Source organism: Micromonospora tarensis, from assembly GCF_016803395.1.
GTDB lineage: Bacteria > Actinomycetota > Actinomycetes > Mycobacteriales > Micromonosporaceae > Micromonospora > Micromonospora tarensis.
This window is the reverse complement of record NZ_JAEVHL010000101.1, coordinates 1-21537: the sequence shown is the minus strand read 5'-3', so window position 1 is coordinate 21537 and position 21537 is coordinate 1. Positions and strand designations below refer to the sequence as shown.

The 21537-nt window shown below is 69.5% G+C and carries 24 protein-coding genes and 4 pseudogenes; 18 read left to right on the top strand and 10 right to left on the bottom strand.

Going from position 1 to position 21537, the window contains the following annotated elements; genetic code table 11:
• Positions 1-104, top strand: a pseudogene (locus tag JM949_RS19550) (IS481 family transposase); the annotation flags it as partial.
• On the opposite strand, the pseudogene JM949_RS39820 reads toward JM949_RS19550, so the two are convergent.
• From JM949_RS39820 to JM949_RS19535, 4 genes and pseudogenes are all read right to left on the bottom strand, one after another.
• Positions 57-424: pseudogene (locus tag JM949_RS39820) on the bottom strand (hypothetical protein); the annotation flags it as partial. The pseudogenes JM949_RS19550 and JM949_RS39820 sit on opposite strands and share 48 nt — an antisense overlap.
• 35 nt (positions 425-459) lie before the next feature.
• On the bottom strand, positions 460-1101 hold the full coding sequence (locus JM949_RS19545) for a hypothetical protein (RefSeq protein WP_203149851.1): 642 nt from the start codon (positions 1099-1101) through the stop codon (positions 460-462).
• Entirely contained in the window at positions 1098-1847 is a 750-nt protein-coding gene (locus tag JM949_RS19540) for a hypothetical protein (protein ID WP_203149850.1), read from the bottom strand. Before JM949_RS19540 ends, JM949_RS19545 begins: the two co-directional genes overlap by 4 nt.
• Positions 1844-2557: an ABC transporter ATP-binding protein gene (locus JM949_RS19535; RefSeq protein ID WP_203149849.1), complete on the bottom strand. Its 714-nt coding sequence runs from the start codon at positions 2555-2557 to the stop codon at positions 1844-1846. The genes JM949_RS19540 and JM949_RS19535 overlap by 4 nt, the downstream gene beginning before the upstream one ends.
• Positions 2558-2836: 279 nt before the next feature.
• On the opposite strand from JM949_RS19535, the gene JM949_RS37370 reads away from it, so the two are divergent.
• Both JM949_RS37370 and JM949_RS19530 read left to right on the top strand, forming a co-directional pair.
• Positions 2837-3622, top strand: a complete 786-nt coding sequence (locus JM949_RS37370) for a sensor histidine kinase (RefSeq protein ID WP_309232233.1) — start codon at positions 2837-2839, stop codon at positions 3620-3622.
• A complete protein-coding gene (locus JM949_RS19530) occupies positions 3573-4178 on the top strand; it encodes a response regulator (RefSeq protein WP_238433496.1) in 606 nt (201 codons plus the stop codon). Before JM949_RS37370 ends, JM949_RS19530 begins: the two co-directional genes overlap by 50 nt.
• A gap of 53 nt (positions 4179-4231) precedes the next feature.
• Here JM949_RS19530 and JM949_RS19525 read toward each other — a convergent pair whose 3' ends face one another.
• Together JM949_RS19525 and JM949_RS19520 are read right to left on the bottom strand one after the other, a co-directional pair.
• Positions 4232-4687, bottom strand: coding sequence for a hypothetical protein (locus tag JM949_RS19525; RefSeq protein ID WP_203149847.1), 456 nt, complete (start codon positions 4685-4687; stop codon positions 4232-4234).
• Between the two features lie 79 nt (positions 4688-4766).
• Positions 4767-5606 (bottom strand): NAD(P)H-binding protein, encoded by an 840-nt coding sequence (locus JM949_RS19520; RefSeq protein ID WP_203149846.1) that lies wholly within the window; start codon positions 5604-5606, stop codon positions 4767-4769.
• Positions 5607-5716: 110 nt separating this feature from the next.
• Between JM949_RS19520 and JM949_RS19515 the strand changes: the two genes are divergently transcribed.
• Positions 5717-6079 (top strand): winged helix-turn-helix transcriptional regulator, encoded by a 363-nt coding sequence (locus JM949_RS19515; protein WP_203149845.1) that lies wholly within the window; start codon positions 5717-5719, stop codon positions 6077-6079.
• A 260-nt stretch (positions 6080-6339) separates the two neighbouring features.
• Positions 6340-6855, top strand: a complete 516-nt coding sequence (locus tag JM949_RS19510; protein ID WP_309232232.1) for an LURP-one-related/scramblase family protein — start codon at positions 6340-6342, stop codon at positions 6853-6855.
• 158 nt (positions 6856-7013) lie between these two features.
• Here the strand turns inward: JM949_RS19510 and JM949_RS19505 are convergent, their stop codons facing one another.
• Entirely contained in the window at positions 7014-7634 is a 621-nt protein-coding gene (locus JM949_RS19505; RefSeq protein WP_203149843.1) for a DUF4241 domain-containing protein, read from the bottom strand.
• A gap of 131 nt (positions 7635-7765) precedes the next feature.
• On the opposite strand from JM949_RS19505, the gene JM949_RS19500 reads away from it, so the two are divergent.
• The 3 genes from JM949_RS19500 to JM949_RS19490 all read left to right on the top strand — a co-directional run bounded on the left by JM949_RS19500 (position 7766) and on the right by JM949_RS19490 (position 9943).
• Positions 7766-7933 carry a hypothetical protein gene (locus JM949_RS19500; protein WP_203149842.1) on the top strand — a complete coding sequence of 56 codons (168 nt, stop codon included), beginning with the start codon at positions 7766-7768 and terminating at the stop codon, positions 7931-7933.
• A gap of 295 nt (positions 7934-8228) precedes the next feature.
• Positions 8229-8801 carry an RNA polymerase sigma factor gene (locus JM949_RS19495; protein WP_203149841.1) on the top strand — a complete coding sequence of 191 codons (573 nt, stop codon included), beginning with the start codon at positions 8229-8231 and terminating at the stop codon, positions 8799-8801.
• A 77-nt stretch (positions 8802-8878) separates the two neighbouring features.
• A complete protein-coding gene (locus tag JM949_RS19490; protein ID WP_203149840.1) occupies positions 8879-9943 on the top strand; it encodes a hypothetical protein in 1065 nt (354 codons plus the stop codon).
• Between the two features lie 128 nt (positions 9944-10071).
• Here the strand turns inward: JM949_RS19490 and JM949_RS19485 are convergent.
• Both JM949_RS19485 and JM949_RS19480 read right to left on the bottom strand, forming a co-directional pair.
• A pseudogene (locus JM949_RS19485) lies at positions 10072-10442 on the bottom strand (transposase family protein); the annotation flags it as partial.
• A complete protein-coding gene (locus JM949_RS19480; RefSeq protein ID WP_238433493.1) occupies positions 10400-11617 on the bottom strand; it encodes an MFS transporter in 1218 nt (405 codons plus the stop codon). The pseudogene JM949_RS19485 and the gene JM949_RS19480, both read right to left, overlap by 43 nt.
• Before the next feature lie 429 nt (positions 11618-12046).
• Here JM949_RS19480 and JM949_RS39815 point away from each other — a divergent pair, with 429 nt between their 5' ends.
• From JM949_RS39815 to JM949_RS19455, 6 genes are all read left to right on the top strand, one after another.
• Positions 12047-12271 (top strand): CGNR zinc finger domain-containing protein, encoded by a 225-nt coding sequence (locus JM949_RS39815; protein WP_407664786.1) that lies wholly within the window; start codon positions 12047-12049, stop codon positions 12269-12271.
• A 181-nt stretch (positions 12272-12452) separates the two neighbouring features.
• Complete coding sequence (locus JM949_RS19470; protein ID WP_203149837.1) at positions 12453-12782, top strand: ArsR/SmtB family transcription factor; 330 nt, start codon at positions 12453-12455, stop codon at positions 12780-12782.
• The gene (locus JM949_RS19465; RefSeq protein ID WP_203149836.1) at positions 12782-13603 is read left to right on the top strand and encodes a cation transporter; all 822 of its coding nucleotides are present in this window, start codon (positions 12782-12784) and stop codon (positions 13601-13603) included. The genes JM949_RS19470 and JM949_RS19465 overlap by 1 nt, the downstream gene beginning before the upstream one ends.
• A 342-nt stretch (positions 13604-13945) precedes the next feature.
• Positions 13946-14788, top strand: a complete 843-nt coding sequence (locus JM949_RS19460) for an SAM-dependent methyltransferase (protein WP_203149835.1) — start codon at positions 13946-13948, stop codon at positions 14786-14788.
• A gap of 295 nt (positions 14789-15083) precedes the next feature.
• Entirely contained in the window at positions 15084-15197 is a 114-nt protein-coding gene (locus JM949_RS40185) for a hypothetical protein (RefSeq protein ID WP_456320235.1), read from the top strand.
• A gap of 202 nt (positions 15198-15399) precedes the next feature.
• Positions 15400-16317 (top strand): SDR family oxidoreductase, encoded by a 918-nt coding sequence (locus JM949_RS19455; protein ID WP_238433491.1) that lies wholly within the window; start codon positions 15400-15402, stop codon positions 16315-16317.
• Here the strand turns inward: JM949_RS19455 and JM949_RS39810 are convergent.
• Positions 16289-16528 carry a DDE-type integrase/transposase/recombinase gene (locus JM949_RS39810; protein WP_407664785.1) on the bottom strand — a complete coding sequence of 80 codons (240 nt, stop codon included), beginning with the start codon at positions 16526-16528 and terminating at the stop codon, positions 16289-16291. The two genes, JM949_RS19455 and JM949_RS39810, sit on opposite strands and share 29 nt — an antisense overlap.
• Positions 16529-16576: 48 nt before the next feature.
• On the opposite strand from JM949_RS39810, the pseudogene JM949_RS19450 reads away from it, so the two are divergent.
• The 4 genes and pseudogenes from JM949_RS19450 to JM949_RS19435 all read left to right on the top strand — a co-directional run.
• Positions 16577-18087 (top strand): annotated as a pseudogene (locus JM949_RS19450) (glycoside hydrolase family 43 protein).
• 400 nt (positions 18088-18487) lie between these two features.
• Entirely contained in the window at positions 18488-19651 is a 1164-nt protein-coding gene (locus JM949_RS19445; RefSeq protein WP_203149833.1) for a S8 family peptidase, read from the top strand.
• A gap of 4 nt (positions 19652-19655) precedes the next feature.
• Entirely contained in the window at positions 19656-20258 is a 603-nt protein-coding gene (locus JM949_RS19440) for an RNA polymerase sigma factor (RefSeq protein WP_203149832.1), read from the top strand.
• Positions 20255-21537, top strand: a 1283-nt coding sequence (locus JM949_RS19435; protein ID WP_407664784.1) for a tetratricopeptide repeat protein, incomplete at its 3' end; no start/stop codon positions are given. The genes JM949_RS19440 and JM949_RS19435, both read left to right, overlap by 4 nt.

Sequence of the window (21537 nt, the reverse complement as noted above, 5' to 3'; positions counted from 1 at the left end):
TACCGGCCTTCCTGCATCACTACAATCACCACCGACCCCACACCGCCACCGGCGGCCTACCACCCATCACCAGGTTGACCAACGTCCCTGGACAGCACATCTAGGCCGTGTCTCGTAGGGCACGAAGCCTTGGTGATAGCGGCGATGGTGAGGTTGGCTTCGTGGCGCGGCGAGTTTGTCGTACCCGGTGCCCATGGCACCGTGTTGTTTGAGCTGGTTGATGCCGCACTCCACGGCGTGACGCAGGCGGTAGACCTCGGGTCGAAGGCGGGGGGACGTCCGCCTTGGATCCCCTGGCCTGCTCGCAGGCCAGATGGGTCTTGGTGGTCCAGCCGCCCCTTGATTGGCCCAACCCGTGATCTGCAGGCTCAGCCTGGACATCACCAGGAGGCTCCCTGTGCGCCTGGCCGTCGCGGCGGGCTCCATGGCGTCGTGGACGTTCCCGCGGCAACTCCGGTGTCATGCATCGCGGCGACGGAACACCCAAGCGGCGAGCGTCAGGGCGGCGCAGGTCCACGCGATCGTGGCGGCGGCACCCCGCGACGGGTCGAGGGCGGCGGTGTCCGGCAGGTAGGCGGCGCTGGCGCTGGACCGGGCCCGCAGCAGCGGGCCGGCGACGAAGTAGAGGCCGAGCAGCAGAATCGCGGCGGGCACGGCGCGGCGGACGAGGCTGGCGACCGCCGCCGCCAGCACTGTGGTGAGCGTCAAATAGGCGGTCGCGGCGGGCATCCAGGCCGGCGCATCGGCCGGCAGGGTGCTGGTGGCCGCCGTCGCGGCGGCCACCGGAAGCGTCAGCGCGGCCAACGCGAGGGCTTTCGCCGCCTGTAGGGGCAGCCGGCGGGGCATCGCGAGCAGCGTGGTCCGGATCTGGTCGCCCTCCTGGTACTCGGAGGTGGCCGCCAGCACGCCGAGCACCAGGAAACCGGCCTGGGTGTAGCCGAGCGGGGCCAGGCCGGCGTCGTCGCCGAGCGGCTCACCGGCCGACTCGGCGGACGCGTACGCGTACGTCAGCAGGGCGGTGGCAGCCCAGGTTAACAGCGCGGTCCGGCGCAACGACGGCAGGGTCAGCAGTTTGCGCAGTTCGGCGCGGGCGGTGTTCACGCGTCGCGCCGCTGGAACAGGACGGCGCCGACCGCGAGCAGCGCGACGATCCAGGCCGTCATCACCAGACCGGCGGTCACCGGATGAACCTCGACGGGGAAGTCCGAACCGCGGATGAACATCTGCGCTCCGACGATGTCCGGGAGGTAGGAGGCGAGGTCGGTGACCTTCGTCAGCAGGTACGACACGGACACCACGGAGCTGTTGATGATCAGCAGTGTCAGCGGCACGATGCCGTTGCGGGTGATCAGCGTGATCGCGTACGCGAGGAGCGCGGTCAGCGTCCAGTAGAGGATCGCGGCGGCGACCCGCCCCGGGGCGGGTACCGGCGCGTGTTCGCCGTGCAGCACCTGGGTGAGGGTCAGGGTGGCGGCGGTGGTGACCGTTGCCTGTGCCGCGACGACCAACACCAGCGCGGTGGTCTTCGCCAGCAGCAGCCGCAGCCGGTGGGGAACCGCGGCGAGCGTGGCGGTGAGCTGGCGGGCGCCGGGGGCGTCCCGACCGGTGGACGTGTATTCGCTACTCACCACGATGACGCCGAGGACCATCGGACCGATCAGGCCGACACCCAGGTCACGCAGGCCCAGGTCGGACAGGTCGGTGAGGGTGCCGGCGGCGATCGCGCGGCGGGTGTACGGCGCGTTGAGCAGGACGATCACCGGCGCGATCAGCGTGCCCAGCACCAGACCGACCCAGGCGGTGGGCAGGCCGAGCAGCTTGCGGAGTTCGGCGCGGACCAGGTTCACCACGGGCCACCCGCCTCGGTGGCGGTGAGCGCGAAGAAGGCGTCCTCCAGGGTGCGGTGACCGCCGGTGACGTCGGCCAGCCTGCCGTGGGTCACGACCCGGCCCTTGTCGATCACGACGACGTCGTCGACGATCTCCGCCAGTTCGCCCATCAGGTGGCTGGAGAGCAGCACCGTACGGCCCTGTGCCGCGCTGTCGCGCAGGAAGCCGCGCATCCAGCGGATCCCGGCCGGGTCGAGCCCGTTGACCGGCTCGTCCAGGACCAGCACCTCCGGGTCACCGAGCAGCGCGGTGGCGAGCCCGAGTCGGCGGCTCATGCCGAGGGAGAAGCGGCCGGCGCGCTTGCGCGCCTCGCCGGTCAGGCCCACGACCTCGAGGACCTCGTCGGCGCGGGAGTCCGGCAGGCCGTTGCTGGCGGCCACCCAGCGCAGGTGGGCGCGGGCCGTGCGGGCCCGGTGCGCGCCGCTGCCGTCGAGGAGGGCACCGACCGTCGTCAGCGGGCGGTCCAGTTTCCGGTACGGGCGTCCGCAGATCAGCGCGGTGCCGCTCTGCGGGCTGTCCAGGCCGAGCAGGATCCGTAGCGTCGACGTCTTGCCGGCCCCGTTCGGCCCGAGAAAGCCGGTGACCCGGCCGGGGTGGGCCTCGAAGGTGACGTCGTACAAAATCCGCGTCCTGCTCTTGGTCTTGCTGACGCGATCGATCGTGATCATGCGTCGAGTCAACCGGTGACCCGGCCCGCACACATCGGACCGTTCTCGGATCTCGCCGGCCGGGTCGGTCCGCGGACCGTCAGACCCTGGTCTGAGAACTACAGTCGGGATGGTGAACGTCCACCCGCGCCCCGCCGGGCGGTCCAGGGCCGTGCCGGTGGTCGCCGTGGTGGTCAGCGTGCTGGTGATGTCCATGTGCACGGTCGGCACGCAGGGCCCGCTCGCGGTCGTCCTGCCGCCGCTGATTGTCGGCGCGCCGTCGCGGCCGCGGTATGGGCGGTGCGCCGGTCCCGAGCCGACCGCACCGCCTACGAGTCGCGGCTGACCGCCTGGGCCGCCTCCGAGGCCGTGCTCGCCGAGCGGTTGCGGATCGCCCGCGACCTGCACGACATCGTCTCGCACGGCCTGGGTCTGATCACGGTCCGCGCGGCGGCCACCCGGCACCTGCCCAAACCCGCCGAGGTGCAGGCGGCGCTCACCGACATCGAGGACGCGAGCCGGCACGCGACAGCCGAGCTACGCCGCATGCTCACCGTCCTGCGTGAGCCGTCCGCCGCCAGTCCCCGTGCGCCGGTCGACAACCTCGACGATCTGCCCGGCATCGTGCACGGGGCGTCGCTGGCCGGGATTCGGGCACGGCTGACAGTTGAGCCGCTCGGCCCGGTGTCGCAGGGCGTACAGGCCGCCGTCTGCCAGACCGTGCGGGAGGCGCTCAGCAACGCCGCGCGGCACGCGGGACCGACGGATGTACGGGTACGGGTGCACCGGGACGGGACCTACGTGGTGGTCACGGTGGCGGACACCGGCCCGTCGGTCGACGGCTGGCGAGCGTCTCCGGGCGCCGGACACGGGCTGGCCGGGTTACGGGAGCGGGTCGCAGTCTCGGCGGCACGCTGTCGGCGGAGCGTGTCGACGCGGGCTTCCGCCTCACCGCGCGGATCCGGGACGAGGTGGCGTGAGCGACATCCGGGTGCTGCTGGTGGACGACCAGGCGCTGCTCCGACACAGCCTCGCCATGATCATCAACAACGAGTCGGACCTGTCCGTCGTCGGCGAGGCCGGTGACGGCGCGCGGGCCGTGGCGTGCGCCCGTACCACCCGCCCCGACGTCATCCTGATGGACGTCCGGATGCCGCACCTGGACGGCCTCAAGGCCACCCGACGCATCTGTGCCGACCCCGCCCTGTCCACCGCCCGTGTCCTGGTCCTGAGCATGTTCGAGTTGGACGAGTACCTCTACGAGGCGTTGCACGCGGGAGCGTCGGGTTTCCTGCTCAAGGACGCCCGCCCCGACGAGCTGATCGAGGCGATCCGTCGTACCCACCGGGGCGAGTCGCTGTTCGCGCCGTCGATCCTCACCCGGCTCGTCGCGCACTACGTCACGGCGCCCCGACCGGACCGGCCGACTCCGGCACTGCGGCGGCTGACCGGGCGTGAGGTGGAGGTGCTGACCCTGATCGGTGGCGGCCTGTCAAACGACGAGATCGCCACCGCCCTGGTGATCTCGGTGAAGACGGTGAAGACGCACATCACGCACCTGATGGCGAAGCTGGCCGTGCGAGATCGGGCGCAGCTGGTGATCGCGGCGTTCGACGCGGGCCTGGTGCGACCACGCCGCTGAGATCCGGCGGTGCCGCGCGCTTCTGCCGCTGATCAGGATCTGCCGCTTCGCGCTCACCATGGCCAGTTGTCTTTCAGCTCCTCGGTCTCTTCCCCTGGCCATACCGCGGAGGCTGCGGTAGCAGACTCGTCGAACACCAGTTGCGGGCCTGCGAGCGCAGCCAGGGCACAAGCGGCTCTCAGCGCCGCAGCCGGGTTCGGCTTCCGGAATGCCACCGTTTCCACGAGTGCGTCCGCCCCCACGGCCGGAATGCCGCTACTGCGCCCGACCGTGTGCACGCTGACCTCGCCCAAGTCCAGCGTTCCGGTGCTGGTGCAGATATCCGTGCCGGGACACTCCGGCAGCCTCGTACCAGCGGGTTCACCGACGACCTCGAACCAGTTCGTGCCATGACAGCCGGCCGCCCGGAATGCGGCCAGGACGTCGGCGATCGATGGTCTCGGCAGGACCGGGGGAGTCGGCTCCGGCACGCCCCGGGTGAAGTCGGCGCAGGAGATCCACTCGGCCATCCCGTCACGGGACAACCTGCCCAGGGGTACGACGTACAGCGACCAACTCACCCTCAGAGTGTCGCAGCAGCGCGGGGCGTCAGCGGAAGGCGTCGATGTTGCGCGTGGCCCAGGCGGCGAAGGGGCGTGGTGATCGGCCCAGGATGTCGGCCACGTCTGGGCTGATCCGCTGCTCAAGTGTGGTCGGCGCGCCGAGGATCGCCAGCGTGCCCTCGACCACCGGTGGCGGCATGAACCTCAGCATCTGTTCGCGGGCCTCGTCTGGCGTCTGGTCCACGAAGCCGATCGGCTCGCCGAGCGCGGCGGCGAGATCGGCGGCCCGTTCGCGCGGCGTGCTCAGGGCCGGGCCGGTCAGTTCGTAGGTGCGGCCATCATGTGAGTGGTCGCGCAGGGCGGCGGCCGCCACTTCGGCGATGTCAGCCGGGTCGACCAGGGGCAGGCCGACGTCGCCGAACGGTGCGGCGACCATCCGCTTGGCCCGGATCGGTTCGGTCCAGGCGAAGGCGTTGGAGGCGAAGCCGCCGGGGCGCAGGATCGTCCAGCCGAGGCTGGATTGGCGGACGAGATCCTCGATGGCGCGCAGTGGCGCGTGTGACGGCGAACCCGGCCGGGTGCCGGCCGCTTGCGAGGACTGCAGCACGATGCGCTTCACGCCACCGGCTGCGGCGACCCGCAGGATTTCGCGCATGTCGAGATGAGCTCCGGCGCCTTCCACGAGCAGGAACAGCGCCTCGGCGCCGGCGAGCGCCGGGCGAAGGCTCTCCGGCTGCTCAAGGTCCGCGCGATGGTGGCGAGCCCCGTCCGGTACGTCGATTGGGCGGTGTCCCCGGGACACCGCCGTCACCGGGTTACCCGACGCCGCGAGAATTGACGAGAGCGTGCGGCCGACGTTCCCGGTGGCTCCTACTACGACAAACATGTCTGTGTCTCCAGTTCGACCGTGTCGTTCGCACGGGCTGAGAGGAGACGCTAGTAGTGTCGATATAGTAGGTACCTAGAGGATAGTAATGGCTTTGTGACGGAGGGCACGTGCAGCAGTCGACAGATCCCGAGCTGGCATGTCCGGTCGCGCCGGTCGTCGACATCGTGTTCAGTCGGTGGACCACACCCATCCTGTGGGCTCTGCACCAATATGGTCGGCAGCGCTTTGTGGAGCTGGAGCGCCGGCTGACCAGCATCACACCGAAGGTGCTCACGCAGCGGCTTCGGCAACTCGAACGCGACGGCCTCGTCGCGCGCACCTATCACGCCGAGGTGCCCCCTCGAGTCGAGTACGAGATCACCGAGTTGGGTGCCAGCCTCGGCCCGCTCTTCGCGCACCTGACCACCTGGGCCGATGCCCACCTCGGAGAGGTCGAGCGAGCGCGGCGCTCCTATGACGTCGGGCGATGAGCCCACGGCGAGCCAACACCGCGCGGCGTCCTACGAGGCGGTAGGGCAGCGTCTGCTCATGTCGAGGTGAGCAGGTATCTCCAGGATGTCGCTGCCATCCGTGGCGGTGGTAACGACGCCGGGTGCTACACGTCGGCTCAGGACGCGATGCCATCGTCCCGCGATAAGGCGTGCGCCGCTCGGGCAATGTCATCTTCGCGCAGCGGACCGATGAGGGTGGTGGTCAGGTCGGCCATGGCCGACCGGCACTTTCCTACGCGGTGGGGGAGAATCGCATCATGTTTGTCATCAGGGAGCGGTTCTTCTCGATCGGCGACGACTTCGACGTGCTCGACGAGCACGGCACCAAGGTCTTCCACGTCGACGGCAAGGTGCTCAGCGTCCGCAACAAGGTCGTCATCGAGGACGCCACCGGCCACGAGGTCGCCACGCTGCACCGGCACCTGGTGGCGCTGCGTCCCACGTACGAGATCCGGATCGGCGGCGAGAAGGCCGCAGAGGTCCGCAAGAATCTGCTCACGCCGTTCCGCGACAAGTTCACCATTGACGTGCCCGGGCCCGACGACCTGGAGATGAAGGGTGACCTGCTCGACCACGAGTACGTGATCGAACGCGACGGCACCGAGGTGGCCGCGGTGTCCAAGCGGTGGCTGACGATTCGGGACACCTACGCCGTGCAGGTCACCGCCGGCGTCGACCCGCTGCTCATCATCGGCAGCGTCCTCGCGCTCGACCTGGCCATGAACCGCGACAAGAAGAAGGGCGACGAGGACTGACTGGCGCCGTTTACGTGGACTCGCCCAGTGCTGCTGTTGTTCGGTCAGGTCGAGGCGAACCCTTCACCAGCTCTCCTGGCGGTCCGAAACCGCCAAGGCGCGGCCCGACCATCCTGAGGTCGTGGCCCATCCAGCCGACGCTCGGCCCTGGAAGGAGCCTATGCGTCGTGTAAGAGGAAGTCGGTCACGAAGCAGGTGATCTCTCCGCGCCGCGTGCGGCCGACCCAGGTTCGGTATGTCCCGTCGCCCTCTCCAGCGGGGAACGCGACCAGAACGTTCTCGTCACCCTCGTCGCCGGAACAACCATCCACCTCCGAGCGCGGTACGACGGTGGGTCCGTCGCGCATCCAGGCCAGATCCTCCAGGAGAGTCAGCTGCCAATCGCTGCCGGACTCCTCGGATAGCTGGCGGAACGTCTGTTCGTCAGTGAAACATCCTGCACCGGCATTGACCTCGTACCCGGTGACCTCCGCATCGCTGCCGTCACGGAGGCTCCCCGGCACCGCCCTCTCCCAGCTCGCCGCCAGCTCATCCCGGACACACAGCCGCGCCGCAGCGATGAGTCCGTCCATCACCAGGAGGTCCACCCGATAGCGGCCGGCCGGCACCACCTGGACGAAGGGGGCCGGTGGGTCGTCGTACCCTCCTCCGAGCGGATCCGTGGCGACAACTCGACCGGTCGGCAACAGAAGCCGCGTACGTTCGATCGCGCATCCCGCATTGTCAGCACCCACACCAAGCGCGAAACTCTTGTCGTACTCGATTGGATCGTCCTGCACGCACCACCCTCTCCGCTTGATCGCCAACGTGCGCCATGCCCCGACTCATTGTTGGTGCTGCTGGTTGAAATGCGCCCGGAGGTCGGGCCGGTCCCTGAGTTGCTGCCGAGCATGCGGAAGATGGTGCGCAGGTGGGTACCGACGGTGCGCGGGCTGACGAAACGTTTTACCGCGAGCACCAGCCGCGCCTCGGCGGCACCCAATCCACCGACCTCGAGGCCGGGCAGCGCATGCAGCTCGTTCGAGGCGGGCACCCACAGCGCGAACACCATCGCGACGGGCTCGGCCATCACCACTGACCGACGAAGGCCAGAGCCTCCGCCGACGCCGCGTCCAGCCGGTCCGCGTCCTCGACCACACACAACAGCGGACGTATCCAAGCCGACCGCGTTCCCGAGCGGTTCGGAGCACATCAGAGCAGTCCATTTGGGCGCCAGGGCGACGTGGGGCGGGGTGACCTGAGATCGACTTCGACGGCCAGTCCGCGGGCCAGGTGCGGCGACAACACCGCTCGCCCTCGGACCTCGGCGTCTGAACACTTTCCCGCCTGATTGGCAATGTCAGGTTGAAGCGCGGACTTTGCCGAGGAGGGCCATGGCTTCGGATGCGGATTTGATAGGCCGGTCGCTGGATGGCGATGTCGACGCCTTCGTGGAGGTGGTCGAGCGTCATGAGGCCGCCGTCGGTTCGTACCTCGTTCGCCGGGCGGGACGGGATGCGGCTGAGGACCTCCTGGGCGAGGTTTGGGTTGCGGCGTTCGAGTCGCGGCGATCGTACGACCGGTCGTACAACGATGCGCGACCGTGGCTGTACGGGGTGGCATTGAACCGCCTGCGGCGCTACTGGCGGTCGCGGCCGGTCGAGGACCTGGTCGCGGACGTGCCGGACGTGGCTACTGGATGGGATCCGTGGTCGGCGGTGGACCTCGGCATGGACGCTCGGGCGGTGCTCCGGTCGGCCCTGATGCGGCTCAAACCCGAAGAGCGGGAGGTCCTGAGGCTCGTCGCCTGGGAGGACCTGACCGCAGCCGACGCCGCGCGGGCACTCGGCATACCGGCCGGCACCGCGCGGCGGCTGCTGAGCCAGGCCAGGACGGCATTGCGCGACGCGCCGGGGGTGTCCGCGCTTCTGAAGGACCGCAACAGCGCGAAGGAGAGACACCGATGACCGACGAGCTCGATCTGGTCGGTGCGTTGGGCAGCGCAGAACCACTACGCCCGGAGGCGTATCAGCGGGCGCGGGCGGTGCTGCGGGCGGCGATGGCCGACCCCGGAACCGTGCAGCTGCTGGGCGCGATATCAGCGAAGGACACGACTATGGAGGCGACTTCGACCATGGAAACGACGACAACCACCCGGGACCACGAATCCAGCCCGGCGATTCAGCGCCGCCGCCGGATCGGTATCGCGGGCCGATTGGGCATCGGCGCCGGGGTGGCGGTTACCGCCGCGGCGGCAGTCGTCGCTGTGGTGCTCAACTCGTCGGCGACCGGGGGCACGGAGGTCGGCAAGGATTCGTCGGCCGCCGCCTCGGGCTCGACCACCGTCGACGGGTCCGCCGAGCGCGCGCCGCTGATGACCCTGGCCGGGTCTATCAAGACGGTCACCCCGTCGGCGGGCGACGCGTGGCTGGTGAAGGCGACGCAGGTCCACGGCACCAAGACCATGCAGGTCGTCTACACGCTGTACACCGACGACCACGCGATCTATACGGGCAACAGCGTGAAGGACATCAAGCGTGCGATCGTGCGTCACCAGGACCAGATGACGGACGGCGGCTACGCTCCGCTGCTCAAGGCAGCCGTCGCCGCGGCGGACAGCAGCCCGCCCGACGGCCGGACCCAGATGCTCAAGGCAGCCAAGGATCCGCTGGTGGGCCTCGACCCCGCGGCGCAGAAGGCGGTGTGGGACAAGCAGCAGGCGGACGCCAAGGTGATTATCAAGCAGAAGGGCGGCGACGCCAAGCCGAAGCCGTACAGCCCTCAGGCCGTTCAGCGGCACTTCGACAACGCCCTGTGGACGTACAGCACCCAAGCGCTGTCCGCTGGCGACGGCAACACGCAGGTCCGGGCCGGTGTGCTGCGTCTGCTGTCCACCATCCCCGCGGTCAGCGTCAAGGACTCGACCACCCACGGCAAGGCCACGCTGACGATCACCGCCGGCCCCGAGGTGTTCGGCGGCGAGAGCAGCGAGGTGCTGACCATCGACGCCAAGACCGGCATGCTGGTCACGGGCGTCTCCACCGTGCCGGGCCTCCCCCAAGCCTCCACGACGTACGAATCCTCCCGGGTGACGAAGGCCGCCCTGTAGGCCGGGAACTCCCACTCACCAGCATTCCGGCAGACGGGCGAAACGGGCCCGGTGTTCGGTAACGGTGCGGGCCGCCTGGAGGCGGCCCGCACCGTCGTTCTGTTGGTTCGCTTGGCCAGGATTCTTTAGGTCTCGAAAGTGGCGACGGCGCGTTCACGCGGGCGCGGATGCGGGCGTGGGATCTGTTCACGGCCTTCTGCCGGCGGGACAGCTTCGGCCGGTACCGGTGTCGTTTGAATGGGGTGCGGATGGTGCCGCCGGTGCCTTGGTACGCCTTGTCCCGCGAAGGTCATCACGTTCTCGCTGGTCAACGCGTCGATGACGTGGGTGCGGGTGGCGCTCAGGTCGTGTGCCGAGCCAGGCAAGGCTGCCGACGCCCAGACGAGGCGGCCAGCCGGGTCCGCGATGCCCTGGACGTTCATGCCGTGCCGGCGTGCCTTCCGAAGTAGTACGGCTTCATGCCGGTTTGGGTGTGGCGTGCGGCGGCACGATCCGTTGGCGGTTGGTGAGCAGCGGAACGAGTGCGAGCAGTTGGACGCCGGCGACGAAGAAGACGATCTGTCGTGCCGTGAGGTGGGCGGCGAGTAGTCCGGTGGTGGCGGCGCCCAGTGCGTAACCGCCGGTTTTGATACTGGCGCCGGTGGCGACGATCTGGGCGTAGCGGTGGGCGGGTGTGCAGTGTTGCCGGATCGTCATGGTGGCTGCGAGGACGGGACCGTTGGCGAGCCCGGCGAGTGCGGCGAAGGGTAGAGCGATCGACAGTGTGGGTGCGGCAGCGATGGCGGCCACACCCGATCCGTAGCAGACCAGTGCCCCGATCAGTGCCGTGCGGGGTGGGATGCGGATGAGCAGGTGCGCGGATGCCAGCGAGCCGATCAAGGCGCCGAAGCTGATCGCGGTGAGTATCCAGCCACCGTGCTCGGCCGGATGACCGAGTTGTAGCGCTAGTAGGGGCAACGTCACCGGCAGCAGCCCTTGCACCGTGTGGCTGACAGTCGTCGTCACGGTCGTTGCGCGTAGCAGTGGTTCTCGCATGACGAGCCGGACACCGTCGCGCAAGGCGGTCGGCAGAGATTCCCTGCCGCCTGCTGCTGTTGTCGTGGTGACGGCTGCGCTGGTGGTCGGCATGGGCGCGATAAGAATGAGTGCCACGCCAATGGCGGCGATGGCGGCGACGCTGGCGAGCGCCGCGCCAGCGCCGGCGGTGCTGGCGATGGCGGAAGCCAACGCCGGGCCGCCGAGACCGGCGATGTTGTAGCTCGCGGCGTCCGCGGCGTTGCCGCGCGTCAGCCGGGCGGGTGGCAGGACCTGCGGCAGGATGCTGCTGTAACCGCCCGTCAACACGGGTGCGGTCAGTCCGGCGAGTAGGCCCAGCGCGATGAGCAGGATGGTCGGCGATCGACCTGCCAGGACCAGCACCCCGGTGAGCGTCGCGGCAAGGATGAGCTGATTGGCGATGAACAGTGGCCGCTTTGCGGGCAGTCTGTCGAGCAGCGCGCCGAGTATCGGACCGGTGAGCAGAGTTGGTAGTGCGAAGGCGGCAACCACCAACCCCGCCAGTCGAACGTCATCCGTGCGGGCGATGACGAGCAGTGTTACCGCGATGCCCGCCGCCGAGTCAGCGAGGCGTGACAGGGTGGCTGCGGCCAGCAGGCGGGTGGCCGCGCCACCCATACGGCCATCGGCGGCGACGTCGGTAACGGTTTGCATGATTGGTACCGTAACAAGGTGAGTGCAGAGACGCGACTCGGATTCACTCGTTGGGCTCGCCTGGCGGTTGCGCTGGTGAATACCGCTCCCGGTGAGCGGCACCGTGACTTTCTCACGACGCCGACGCAGCTCCGGGATCTGCTGTTGGCCTTCGACGAACCCGAGCCGGTCACGGTCAGCGACGCGGACCTGGTCGACGCCCGGGCAGCACGATCCGATCTTGCTCGGGTCTTCGCCGTGACGGGTGACGAGCAACAGATCGCCGAACGGCTGAACGAGCTGCTCGCGCGGACCGCGCGTCCGCGGCTCGTCGGCCACGACGAGGTGCCGCTGCACCTGCACGTTGACGCACCCGGATCAACATGGGGTGGATGGTTGGCGGCATCCGGCGCGATGGGGCTGAGCATCATGATCGCCGAACACGGAGTGGACGTGCTGGCACGGTGCGCGGCTTCGCGATGCGCGCACGCGGTGCTGCGCTATGGCCCTGGCCCGGCTCGCCGCTATTGCGATGCCTCCTGCGCGAACCGGGCGCGCGTGGCTGCCCACCGTGCCGCCCGGGCGGCCTCGTCAACGGCCGGCGGAATCCGCTACAGCCACGGGCATGACGACAGATGAGACCGGGGCTTGCCGCGTTCTGCCGGGCTGCGAACGACCGAACCCGAGCGGGTGAGCGTCGGTCCGGCCGTCTGCATGTTCGGGGTTCCGCAGTAGGTGTACGAACGGCAACAGCAGCCCAGCCCTGACCACGATTGGTACATCTTCCGCTGAATACAGCGAGGGCTGTATTGTCGGCTCCATGGAGACGGTCACCCATGCCGAAGTCCTCGCCCGCTTCGGCCATGCCCTGTCGGATGCGACCCGGGCGCGGCTCCTGCTCGCTCTCCGAGACGCGCCCGGCTACCCGGCCGAGCTGGCCGACCTGCTCGGGGCGACCCGGCAGAACCTGTCCAATCACCTGGCCTGCCTGCGCGGCTGCGGCCTGGTTGTCGCCGTCCCCGAAGGCCGCCGTACCCGTTACGAACTGGCCGACACCCGCATCCGGCACGCCCTCGACGACCTGCTCGGCCTAGTCCTGGCGGTCGACCCGGCGGCCTGCCCGGATGCCGCCGACAAGGACTGCTGCTGATGAGCCTGCCGCTGATCACGATCCCGCCCGCCGGGCCCAGCCCGCAGCGCCGCGCCGCGCTGACCCGCCGGATCCGGCTGCTGGTCGCCGCCACCATCGGCTACAACGTGATCGAGGGAGTCGTCGCCATCGGCGCCGGCACCGCGGCGGACTCCACCGCCCTGATCGGGTTCGGCCTCGACTCGATCATCGAGGTGTCCTCCGCCACCGCGGTCGCCTGGCAGTTCGCCGGCCGTGATCCCCAGTCGCGGGAGAAGACCGCGCTGCGGATCATCGCGATCTCCTTCTTCATGCTCGCGGCATACGTCACCGTCGAATCGGTGCGCGCCCTGACCGGTGGCGCTGACGCCGAACACTCCACCACCGGCCTCGGACTCGCCGCGGTCTCGCTCGCCGTCATGCCGGGCCTGTCCTGGGCCCAGCGCCGCGCCGGCCGCGAGCTCGGTTCCCGCACCGCGGTCGCCGACTCCAAGCAGACGCTGCTCTGCACCTACCTATCTGCGATCCTGCTCGTGGGCTTGGGCCTCAACAGCCTGTTCGGCTGGAGCTGGGCCGACTCAGTCGCCGCGTTGGTCATCGCCGCCGTCGCGGTCAAGGAGGGCCGGGAAGCCTGGCGCGGCCACGCCTGCTGCACCCCGGGCGCCGCCCTCACCGCGCCCAGCTCCGGCGACGGCTGCGAGTCAGGCCAAGGTCGTCGAAGCGGGCTCGATGGGGATCAGGCTCTCGGTGTCATTTCAAGTGTTCCGAGTCCTGCGGGTCGATGCTGCATTGTGGACACTTTCGATGGGAGCCGCGGCGACCGTCATGGGCTGACCGGCTGACCCCGATGTAGCGGATGCCGGTGGCTTGGATCTCGCTGCGGTGTGCGGCCGCCCGCTCGTGTGTCATTGACGTGGGGCACAAGTCGGGGAAGAAATAGGGGGACCGCCACGCGGTGCGAGGGCCGCCGCGGCTCGGTCGAGGACCACCAACATTGTGCGTCGTGCCCGACGGGGCCGAGACGACAACATCTGATTTCCTGACACTACGTTCAGTGCCGGGCCGAACATCAGCGTGAAGCCGCAGGCCTTGTTCCGCAAGCGCGCGTCTGTCGCGGAGGCACCCTCATCGATGATCCTCTCGGCTAGGCTGCGTCCCACCAACGAAGCATCGGAGACGAAGCGATGACCGACCAGCAGACGAACGCGCCGAGTTCTGCGGGCGGCCGAGCCACGTTCTCCCGCATGTACGACTATCTGCTCGGCGGCCTGCAGAATTTCGAGGCTGACCGCGAAGCCGCTCGACAGCTCTTGCAGGCGTTCCCAGACGCGGCGGACACGGCCCGGTCGAACCGCTTGTTCTTAGCACGCGCGGTACGCACACTGGCTGAGGCAGGCATCCAACAGTTCCTCGACTTGGGTTCCGGTATCCCCACTCAGGGCAACGTGCACGAGATCGCGCAGGCAATCGACCCGACGATCCGGGTGCTCTACGTCGACATTGATCCTGTGGCAGTTGTCGCCTCGAACCAGATCCTCATGGGCAATCCCACTTGCCACGCGATCGAAGCGGACTTCACTCGACCTCAGCTCATCCTCGACGCGCTCACCAGCGAGGACCTGGCGGCCGTGATCGACCTGAGCCAGCCCACGGCGTTGCTGTACTGCTCCGTCCTCCAATTAGTCGCACACGATCTGATCCACAGCGTCGTCGCGCCGATCCGGGATCGGCTCGTGCCCGGCAGCGCCTTGGTCATCTCTCACCCGGGCACGGCAGTCACCGATGGCTACGACAAGGCGAGCGTGTCGACGGTCGCGGAGGTGTACCGCACCAAGGCTGCCGCCCAGATTGTCATGCGGTCGGATGATCAGCTCATCGCTCTCTTTGACGACTTTGCGCTCATCGAACCGGGACTGGTCTCGCTCAACGAGTGGCGACCGGAGTTGGGTGAGTCAGACCCCTTCGTCGCTAAGTCCATGCCTTCACCGATGCGCGGAGCGGTGGGATTTCGGCAGGCTCCGACATGACCGATGTGGTGTACACATCGTCAGGCGTCCTCCGCGGCCCGCTGCGGACGGTGGTCGGGGGTGCGTCGCGAGGTGGAGGATGGCTTCGTGGCGGACGGCCAGCTTTTCGAAGCGGGTGGTCCAGGCCCGGTGCGGCTGTGATCATGGCTCAAGTGCCGCCAATGGGGGTTCACCACTCATTTGCCTCCCAGTCGGTGGTGTGTCTCCTCGTCGCGATGCCACATTCCTGACAAGGAAGAGATCAGAACACGAGCGATAACCGGGGTGCCACGCGGCTGCGCGGCGACCAGACGGGCTGCAGGGGAGACTCGCCAGCGTCTTCGTCAAGAAACCCGCCGATGACATCGTCCGGCCCGTCGAAGTATCGGCCGGGATCGAAACTGTCGTCATTCTTGACGATGAACGATGAACCGCACCCACATCACACCTTGCGAGTGCATCCGCAGGGCGATCCGACGTGGATAGCCTCGGTACGAGGTTGGGAATGAACCAGTCCGTGGCAGGTCGTTCGACGCGCTCCAGCGGTCGAGCCGCGTCTGCGGCGCGCCAATCGTCGTTCGACCCACAACACCGCGGGCCGGGGCTTCGTGCCGGATACCCGACGCGTCCGGTTGACGACGGTCGAGTCCTCTATACCGCTCATGCCGACTCTGACAATCTTCAATCGCCGTGTGACTCAACGGATAGGGCGGGCCGAGGGCATGACGAAGCGTTGGTTGATCACGGGTTGTTCCAGCGGACTCGGTCTGGCTCTCGCGGCCAGGCTCGCCGCCGAGGGTGAACAGGTGGTGGCGACGGCCCGGCGGTCGGAGACCCTGGACGGATTGGTGGCCCGGCATCCGGGCAACGTGGTGGCCGCCGCCCTCGACGTACGGGATCCCGAGCAGTGCACGGCAGCCGTCGAGCGGGCGGTGGACGCCTTCGGCGGCGTCGACGTCCTGGTCAACAACGCGGCCTACGGGCAGTTCGGCACCTTCGAGGAGGTCTCCGACGCGGAGCTCGCCGCGCAGTTCGACACCAACGTGTTCGGGCCTTGGCGGCTGACCCGCGCGGTGCTGCCGGTGTGGCGGGCGCAGCAGCGCGGGCACGCCGTCTTCGTCAGCTCGGTCGCCGGCATGGTTCCCTTCCCGGGCCTCGCTGCGTACACCGCGAGCAAGTTCGCGGTGGAGGGGGCGGCCGAATCGCTGGCCGCCGAGGCCGGGCACCTCGGTGTGAAGGTGACTATCCTGCAGCCGGGCGGCTTCGCCACCGGTTACAGCGCCAACCTGGTGATGCCGGAGCACCGTATCGCCGACTACGTGCCGGTCAACGACGGCATGCTCGGTGCGCTACGCGGCATGAATACCAAGGCGGAAATCAACTCCCCCGAACTCTTCGCCGACGTGGTCTGGCGGCTCGGGCAGATGGACGCGCCGCCGCTGCGGCTGCCGATCGGACCCGACTCGGAGGCGTTCCTGGAATCCGCCTACGACGCCCGTCGCAGTGAGTATGACCAGGTTATCAAGGCGGGTCATCACACCGTTTCGTGAGCAGGTACGGGAAAGGCTCCTCGCCAAGCCGGGTTTGCGGTCGGCAGCATCTCCTCGTGCGGACCGGGTGCTGGCGGACTCCATGCCGACCTGGCGGGTGCCGACACGGCGACAGCGGCCGGCGGAAGAACCGCCGGGCCGCGTCGTCGTCGCGAGGTGCCGGAACGAGCACGTCGATGACCTGCCCGTACTGGTCGACCGCCCGCTCGATGCGACCAGATGCTTGACGGCATCAAACAACACCGGCAAACATTGTTAAATGGCCATGCTTGGAAGCACCCTCCGCAAGGTCGTTGCAGTCGCGGGGGTGCTCGCTGCCACCGCGGCGACCGCTCCGGCGTCGGCCGCTCCGCCGGAATACACCACCGCCGAGGCGGGGAACCCGATCGTGGCCGGGTGGTACGCCGATCCCGACGTGGCGATCTTCAACAACCGCTTCTACGTGTTCCCGACCGCTTCCCGCGCCTACGCGGAACAGACCTATCTCGACGCCTTCTCCTCGACCGACCTGATCACCTGGAGCAGGCACCCGAACGTCCTCAGCACCGCGAACGTGAGCTGGGCCCGGTACGCCGTCTGGGCACCCGCCCCGATCGCCCGCAACGGCAGGTACTACCTCTACTTCGCGGCCAACGACATCCAGAGCAACAGCGAACTCGGCGGTATCGGCGTGGCGGTGGCGACCGGCCTGAGGGGCCCTACACCGACGCGATCGGGCGACCGTTGATCGCGCAGTTCGTCAACGGCGCCCAGCCGATCGACCAGGACGTCTTCGTCGACGACAACGGGCAGGCGTACATCTACTACGGCGGCTGGGGGCACGCCAACGTTGCCAAGCTGAACGCCGACATGACGAGCCTGGGCACGTTCGCCGACGGCACGACGTACAAGGAGATCACTCCGAGCGGGTACGTCGAGGGCCCGCAGATGTTCAAGCGGCACGGCAAGTATTACCTGATGTGGTCGGAGGGCGGCTGGACCGGGCCCAACTACTCCGTGGCGTACGCGATGGCCGACTCACCCACCGGCCCCTTCACCCGCCTCGACAAGGTCCTGGCGCAGGATTCCGCGGTGGCGCGCGGCGCTGGTCACAACTCGGTGCTGAACATCCCGGGCACCGACACCTGGTACATCTTCTACCACCGCCGACCGCTGTCGGAGACCGACGGCAATGCGCGGCAGGTCGCGTACGACCGGATGAACTTCAACGCCGACGGCACGATCCAGCGGGTGAAGATGCTCGTGAAGGACAACTTCGCCGACAGCAACGCGCTCGGTTGGAAGACGTACGGCGGGGCCTGGTCGGTCAGCGGCGGCCAGTACCGGACGGCCGCCTCCTACGGCGGCAAGGCACTGCTCGACGACAACCACGTGAACGCGACCTACGACCTCGACGTCACCGTCACGTCGGGCATCGGCGACGCCGGACTGGTGTTCCGGGCTTCCAACGTGGGGACCGGAACCGACGCCTACCGCGGCTACTACGCCGGCATCACCCCGGCCGGGCGCGTGATCCTCGGCCGGGCCGACAACAACTGGACGCTGCTCGGCTCGGCGCCGCTGCCGGTCGTCGTCGGCCAGCAGTACCACCTGCGCGTGATGGCCGTCGGCTCGTCGATCAAGGTGTACGTCGGTGACCAGACCTCTCCCAAGATCTCGGTCACGACGCCACCCACCCGTCCGGCAAGTCGGGGGTTCGCGTCTACAACGTGGCCGCTGCCTTCGACAACGTTGCTATCGCCAACCAGTAGGTGCCGGCCCCCGGACTGAGCGTCGATGTTCAGGGGCGGGCTGCGGCGTACCGGATGTCGCGGATGCCAGGCAGGCGATGTCGGGTCGGCGCTCGGCGAATCGGGCGAATACCTGGGGCACGTCGGAGCCGGCGAGTGTTTCCAGCGCGCCGAGCCGCAGCAGTTGCCGCTCACCTCTGACGTCGCGGGTGGCCGCCACGGGGGCAGGTCCATCTGCAGCAAGGGAGCGGACGGATGATCCCTGAGATACACATCGGATGGCTGTCGTCGATGCGCCGGCCGGGCCATTGGCGGCGGCAGCGGAGCGTGCTCAACTGTGCTGGTGACCACCGACCCGCGCCGGGCGCGGGACGGTCCTGAGTGAATCGGCCGTACCACCGGGAGGTCAGGTGTCCCGTCCCCTTTACCGTCCTGACGTCGTGCTCGTGCCTGCGTGGGTGGCGGAGCGTCCGGAGACGGTCGAGCGGCTCAACGCGCTGCTGGCCGAGGCCGGACTTGGCCGGCCGTTGTCCCCGCCGGCCGCCCCCGCACCGCCCGCCGTCGAACTGGTGGAACTGCCCGTGCAGGGTGACCCGGTGGCCGTGGCCCGGGCCAGCCGCCGGCTGGCCGGCCGATCCGACGCCGACGTGCCGGAGTGCCTGCCCGACTACGAGTGCGTGGCCGCCACCGTGGAGGACGACGCCCGGCTGAAGGCGACTCTCTACCCGTACTTCGGGGCCAGCGGCTGCAAGAGCGGGCATGGCACCGTGGCCTGGCTTCCGGCGCCCGACTACGTGATGCCGCCGAAGCCCATCCGCCGCCCGGCCAGCCTGTTCCCGGCCGGGCGGCCGGTGGTGGCGCTGCTCGACACCGGGGTGCGCGAGCACGACTGGCTGGTGGAGACCGACGGCGAGCCGTACTGGGAGGAGGCGCGGGGATGGACGCCGCTGCGCACCATTCCGGAGGTCGCCGGCCAGCAGAGCCACGGCGAGGAGAGAGACGGGCCGGACTTCGGTAGTCACTGGGGGCACGGCACCTTCCTCGCCGGCCTGGTTCGCCTTGAGGCGCCCGACGCGCGGATCCTCTCGTTGCGGGTGATGAGCGACGCGGGCCGGGTCAGCGACCTGAACGCGGCACACGCGCTGAACTGGCTGGCGGACCGGGTTCGCGACGGCCACCGGGTCGACGTCGTGCTGACCGCGTTCGGCCGCCCGGCGGTCGGCGAGGAAGAAGAGCTGGAGCCGGTCCGGGAGGCGCTCAAACGCCTGGCGGACCGGGGCGTTCCGGTGGTCGCCTCGGCCGGGAACGGCGGTACGGACAGCCCAGTCTATCCGGCTGCCTTCGCGGTCGACCCGACGCTTACGGTGATCAGCGTCGGGGCCTGCGCCTCGCCGACGACCCGGGCGCCATACAGCAACCACGGGGTGTGGGTGCGCCAGTGGCACGAGGGCACCAACGCGGTGAGCACCATGCCTTTGTCCACGGCACCGGTCACCGTGTTGGGCGCGTACGCCTACTGGAGCGGCACGTCGTTCGCGGCGGCCCGGTACGCTGGCCGGCTCGCCCAGGGGCTGGTGCCGGCATCCGTGACGCTGCCAGACTGACGCCATGTCCAACGTGCCGGTGGACCGCGCGGCCGCGTCGCTCGACCGCGCGGCCCGCCTCGGCGAGCGCCTCGAGCGGGCCAGGGCGGGCGACCGGGACGCCCTCGACGAGGTGGTCCGCGAACTCAACCCGCTGCTGTGGCACGTCGCCCGGGCACAGGGCCTCGCCGCCGAGGAGGCCGCCGATGTCGTCCAGACGACCTGGCTGGAGCTAGTACGCGGGCTGCACACCATCCGGTCCTCGAGCGCGCTCACCGCGTGGCTGGTGACCACCACCCGCCGGGAATCCTGGCGGGTACGTGGGCTCGCACAACGGCAGACGCCGCACGACGCGGCGACGCTGGAGTCCTCGCCCGACCCGGATCCCGGCCCGGCCGACCTGCTGCTGTCCGAGGAACGTGACCGGGCGCTCTGGCAGCACGTCGCGCGGCTGCCAGAGCGGTGCCGGGCGCTGCTGCGGATCGTCGCGCACGTCGACCGCCCCGACTACACCGCGGTCGCCGAGGCGCTGGGCATGCCACGCGGCAGCATCGGGCCGACCCGTGGCCGGTGCCTGGCGAAGCTGCGGGAGCTGCTGGCCGCCGACTCGACGTGGAGCCCGACATGACCGCCCCGCACTCCGCCGACCAGCCACTCGACGACCTGGACCAGGTGATCCTGGACCAGCTGGCCGCGGTGCTCACCCGGCTCGACCCGCCGCCCCCCGACCTCGACGACCGGGTACGCCTGGTGCTGGCACTCGACGACATTGACAGCGACGTCGCGCGGCTGCGCGAAGAGCAGCTCGTCGGCGCGGTGCGTGGCACGGAACGGACCCGCACCCTGACCTTCGACGCGGAGAGCCGAACCGTGATGATCACAATCGTGGAGCGGCCCGACGGCCTGGTCCGGATCGACGGCTGGCTCGCGCCTGGCGCCGCCGTACGGGTCGAGCTGCGGCACCCCGCGCCCGACCGTCCCAGACTGTGGAGTCCGACGCGTCCGGCCGGTTCGTGCTGGACGGCGTGCCGCACGGCCTGGCGCAGGTGGTGGTGCACCCGGCGCGGGGGGAGCACGCACCGCAGGTGGTCACGCCGGCCCTCGCGCTGTGACGTGGACCCGGCCGCACTCGCTCGCCGGGCCAGCCGCTGGCACGCGGCGGGCCTGGCGTCCAGCGACGCCGGCCAGCCGGGGCGGGCCGCCCGGGAACTGCGGGCGGGCCTGCGGCTGGCAAAGCGCCACCCCGCCCTGCAAGACATCCACGCCCGCCTGCTGATCAGCCTCGCCTGGGCCGAGTCCGAGCGAGGCCGGGTGGAGCTGGGCTTCCGGCTGCTGGACGAGGCCGAGGCACTCGTGGCTCCGCCGCAGCGGCCGATCCTGCTCGGCCAGCGGGCCCTGCTGCTCAAACGCAGCGGCCGCAACGCGGAGGCGCTGCGCCAGTACGACGAGTCCATTGGCCTGCTGAGCAACCTGGCACACCCGCCCGATCTGGTCAAGGCGCTCAACAATCGCAGCCTCGTGCACCTGGAGGCGGGCAACGTCCGGCTCGCCCGGGCCGACCTGCGGCGTTGCGCCGAGGTCGCCGCCCGGCACGGGCTCGACCTGCATGTGGCCATGGCGCGGACGAACCTGGGTTGTCTCGACGTGATCGCCGGTGACCTGCCCGCCGCGCTGCGTGCCTTCGCCCGGTCCGACGCCGACTACCGGGTGCTCGCGCCGGGCCGGCTCGCCAACCTGGCCGTGGAACGGGCCCGCGCGCTGGTCGCGGCCGGACTGTACCGCGAGGCTGAACGGCAACTCGCCAGCGCGGTGGAGCGGGCAACGCAGCAGCAGCTCAGACACGACGTACGCGGATGCTCTCCAGGTCGCGCGGAGGCGGCCCTGCTCGACCGGCGAGCCGGTCGCGT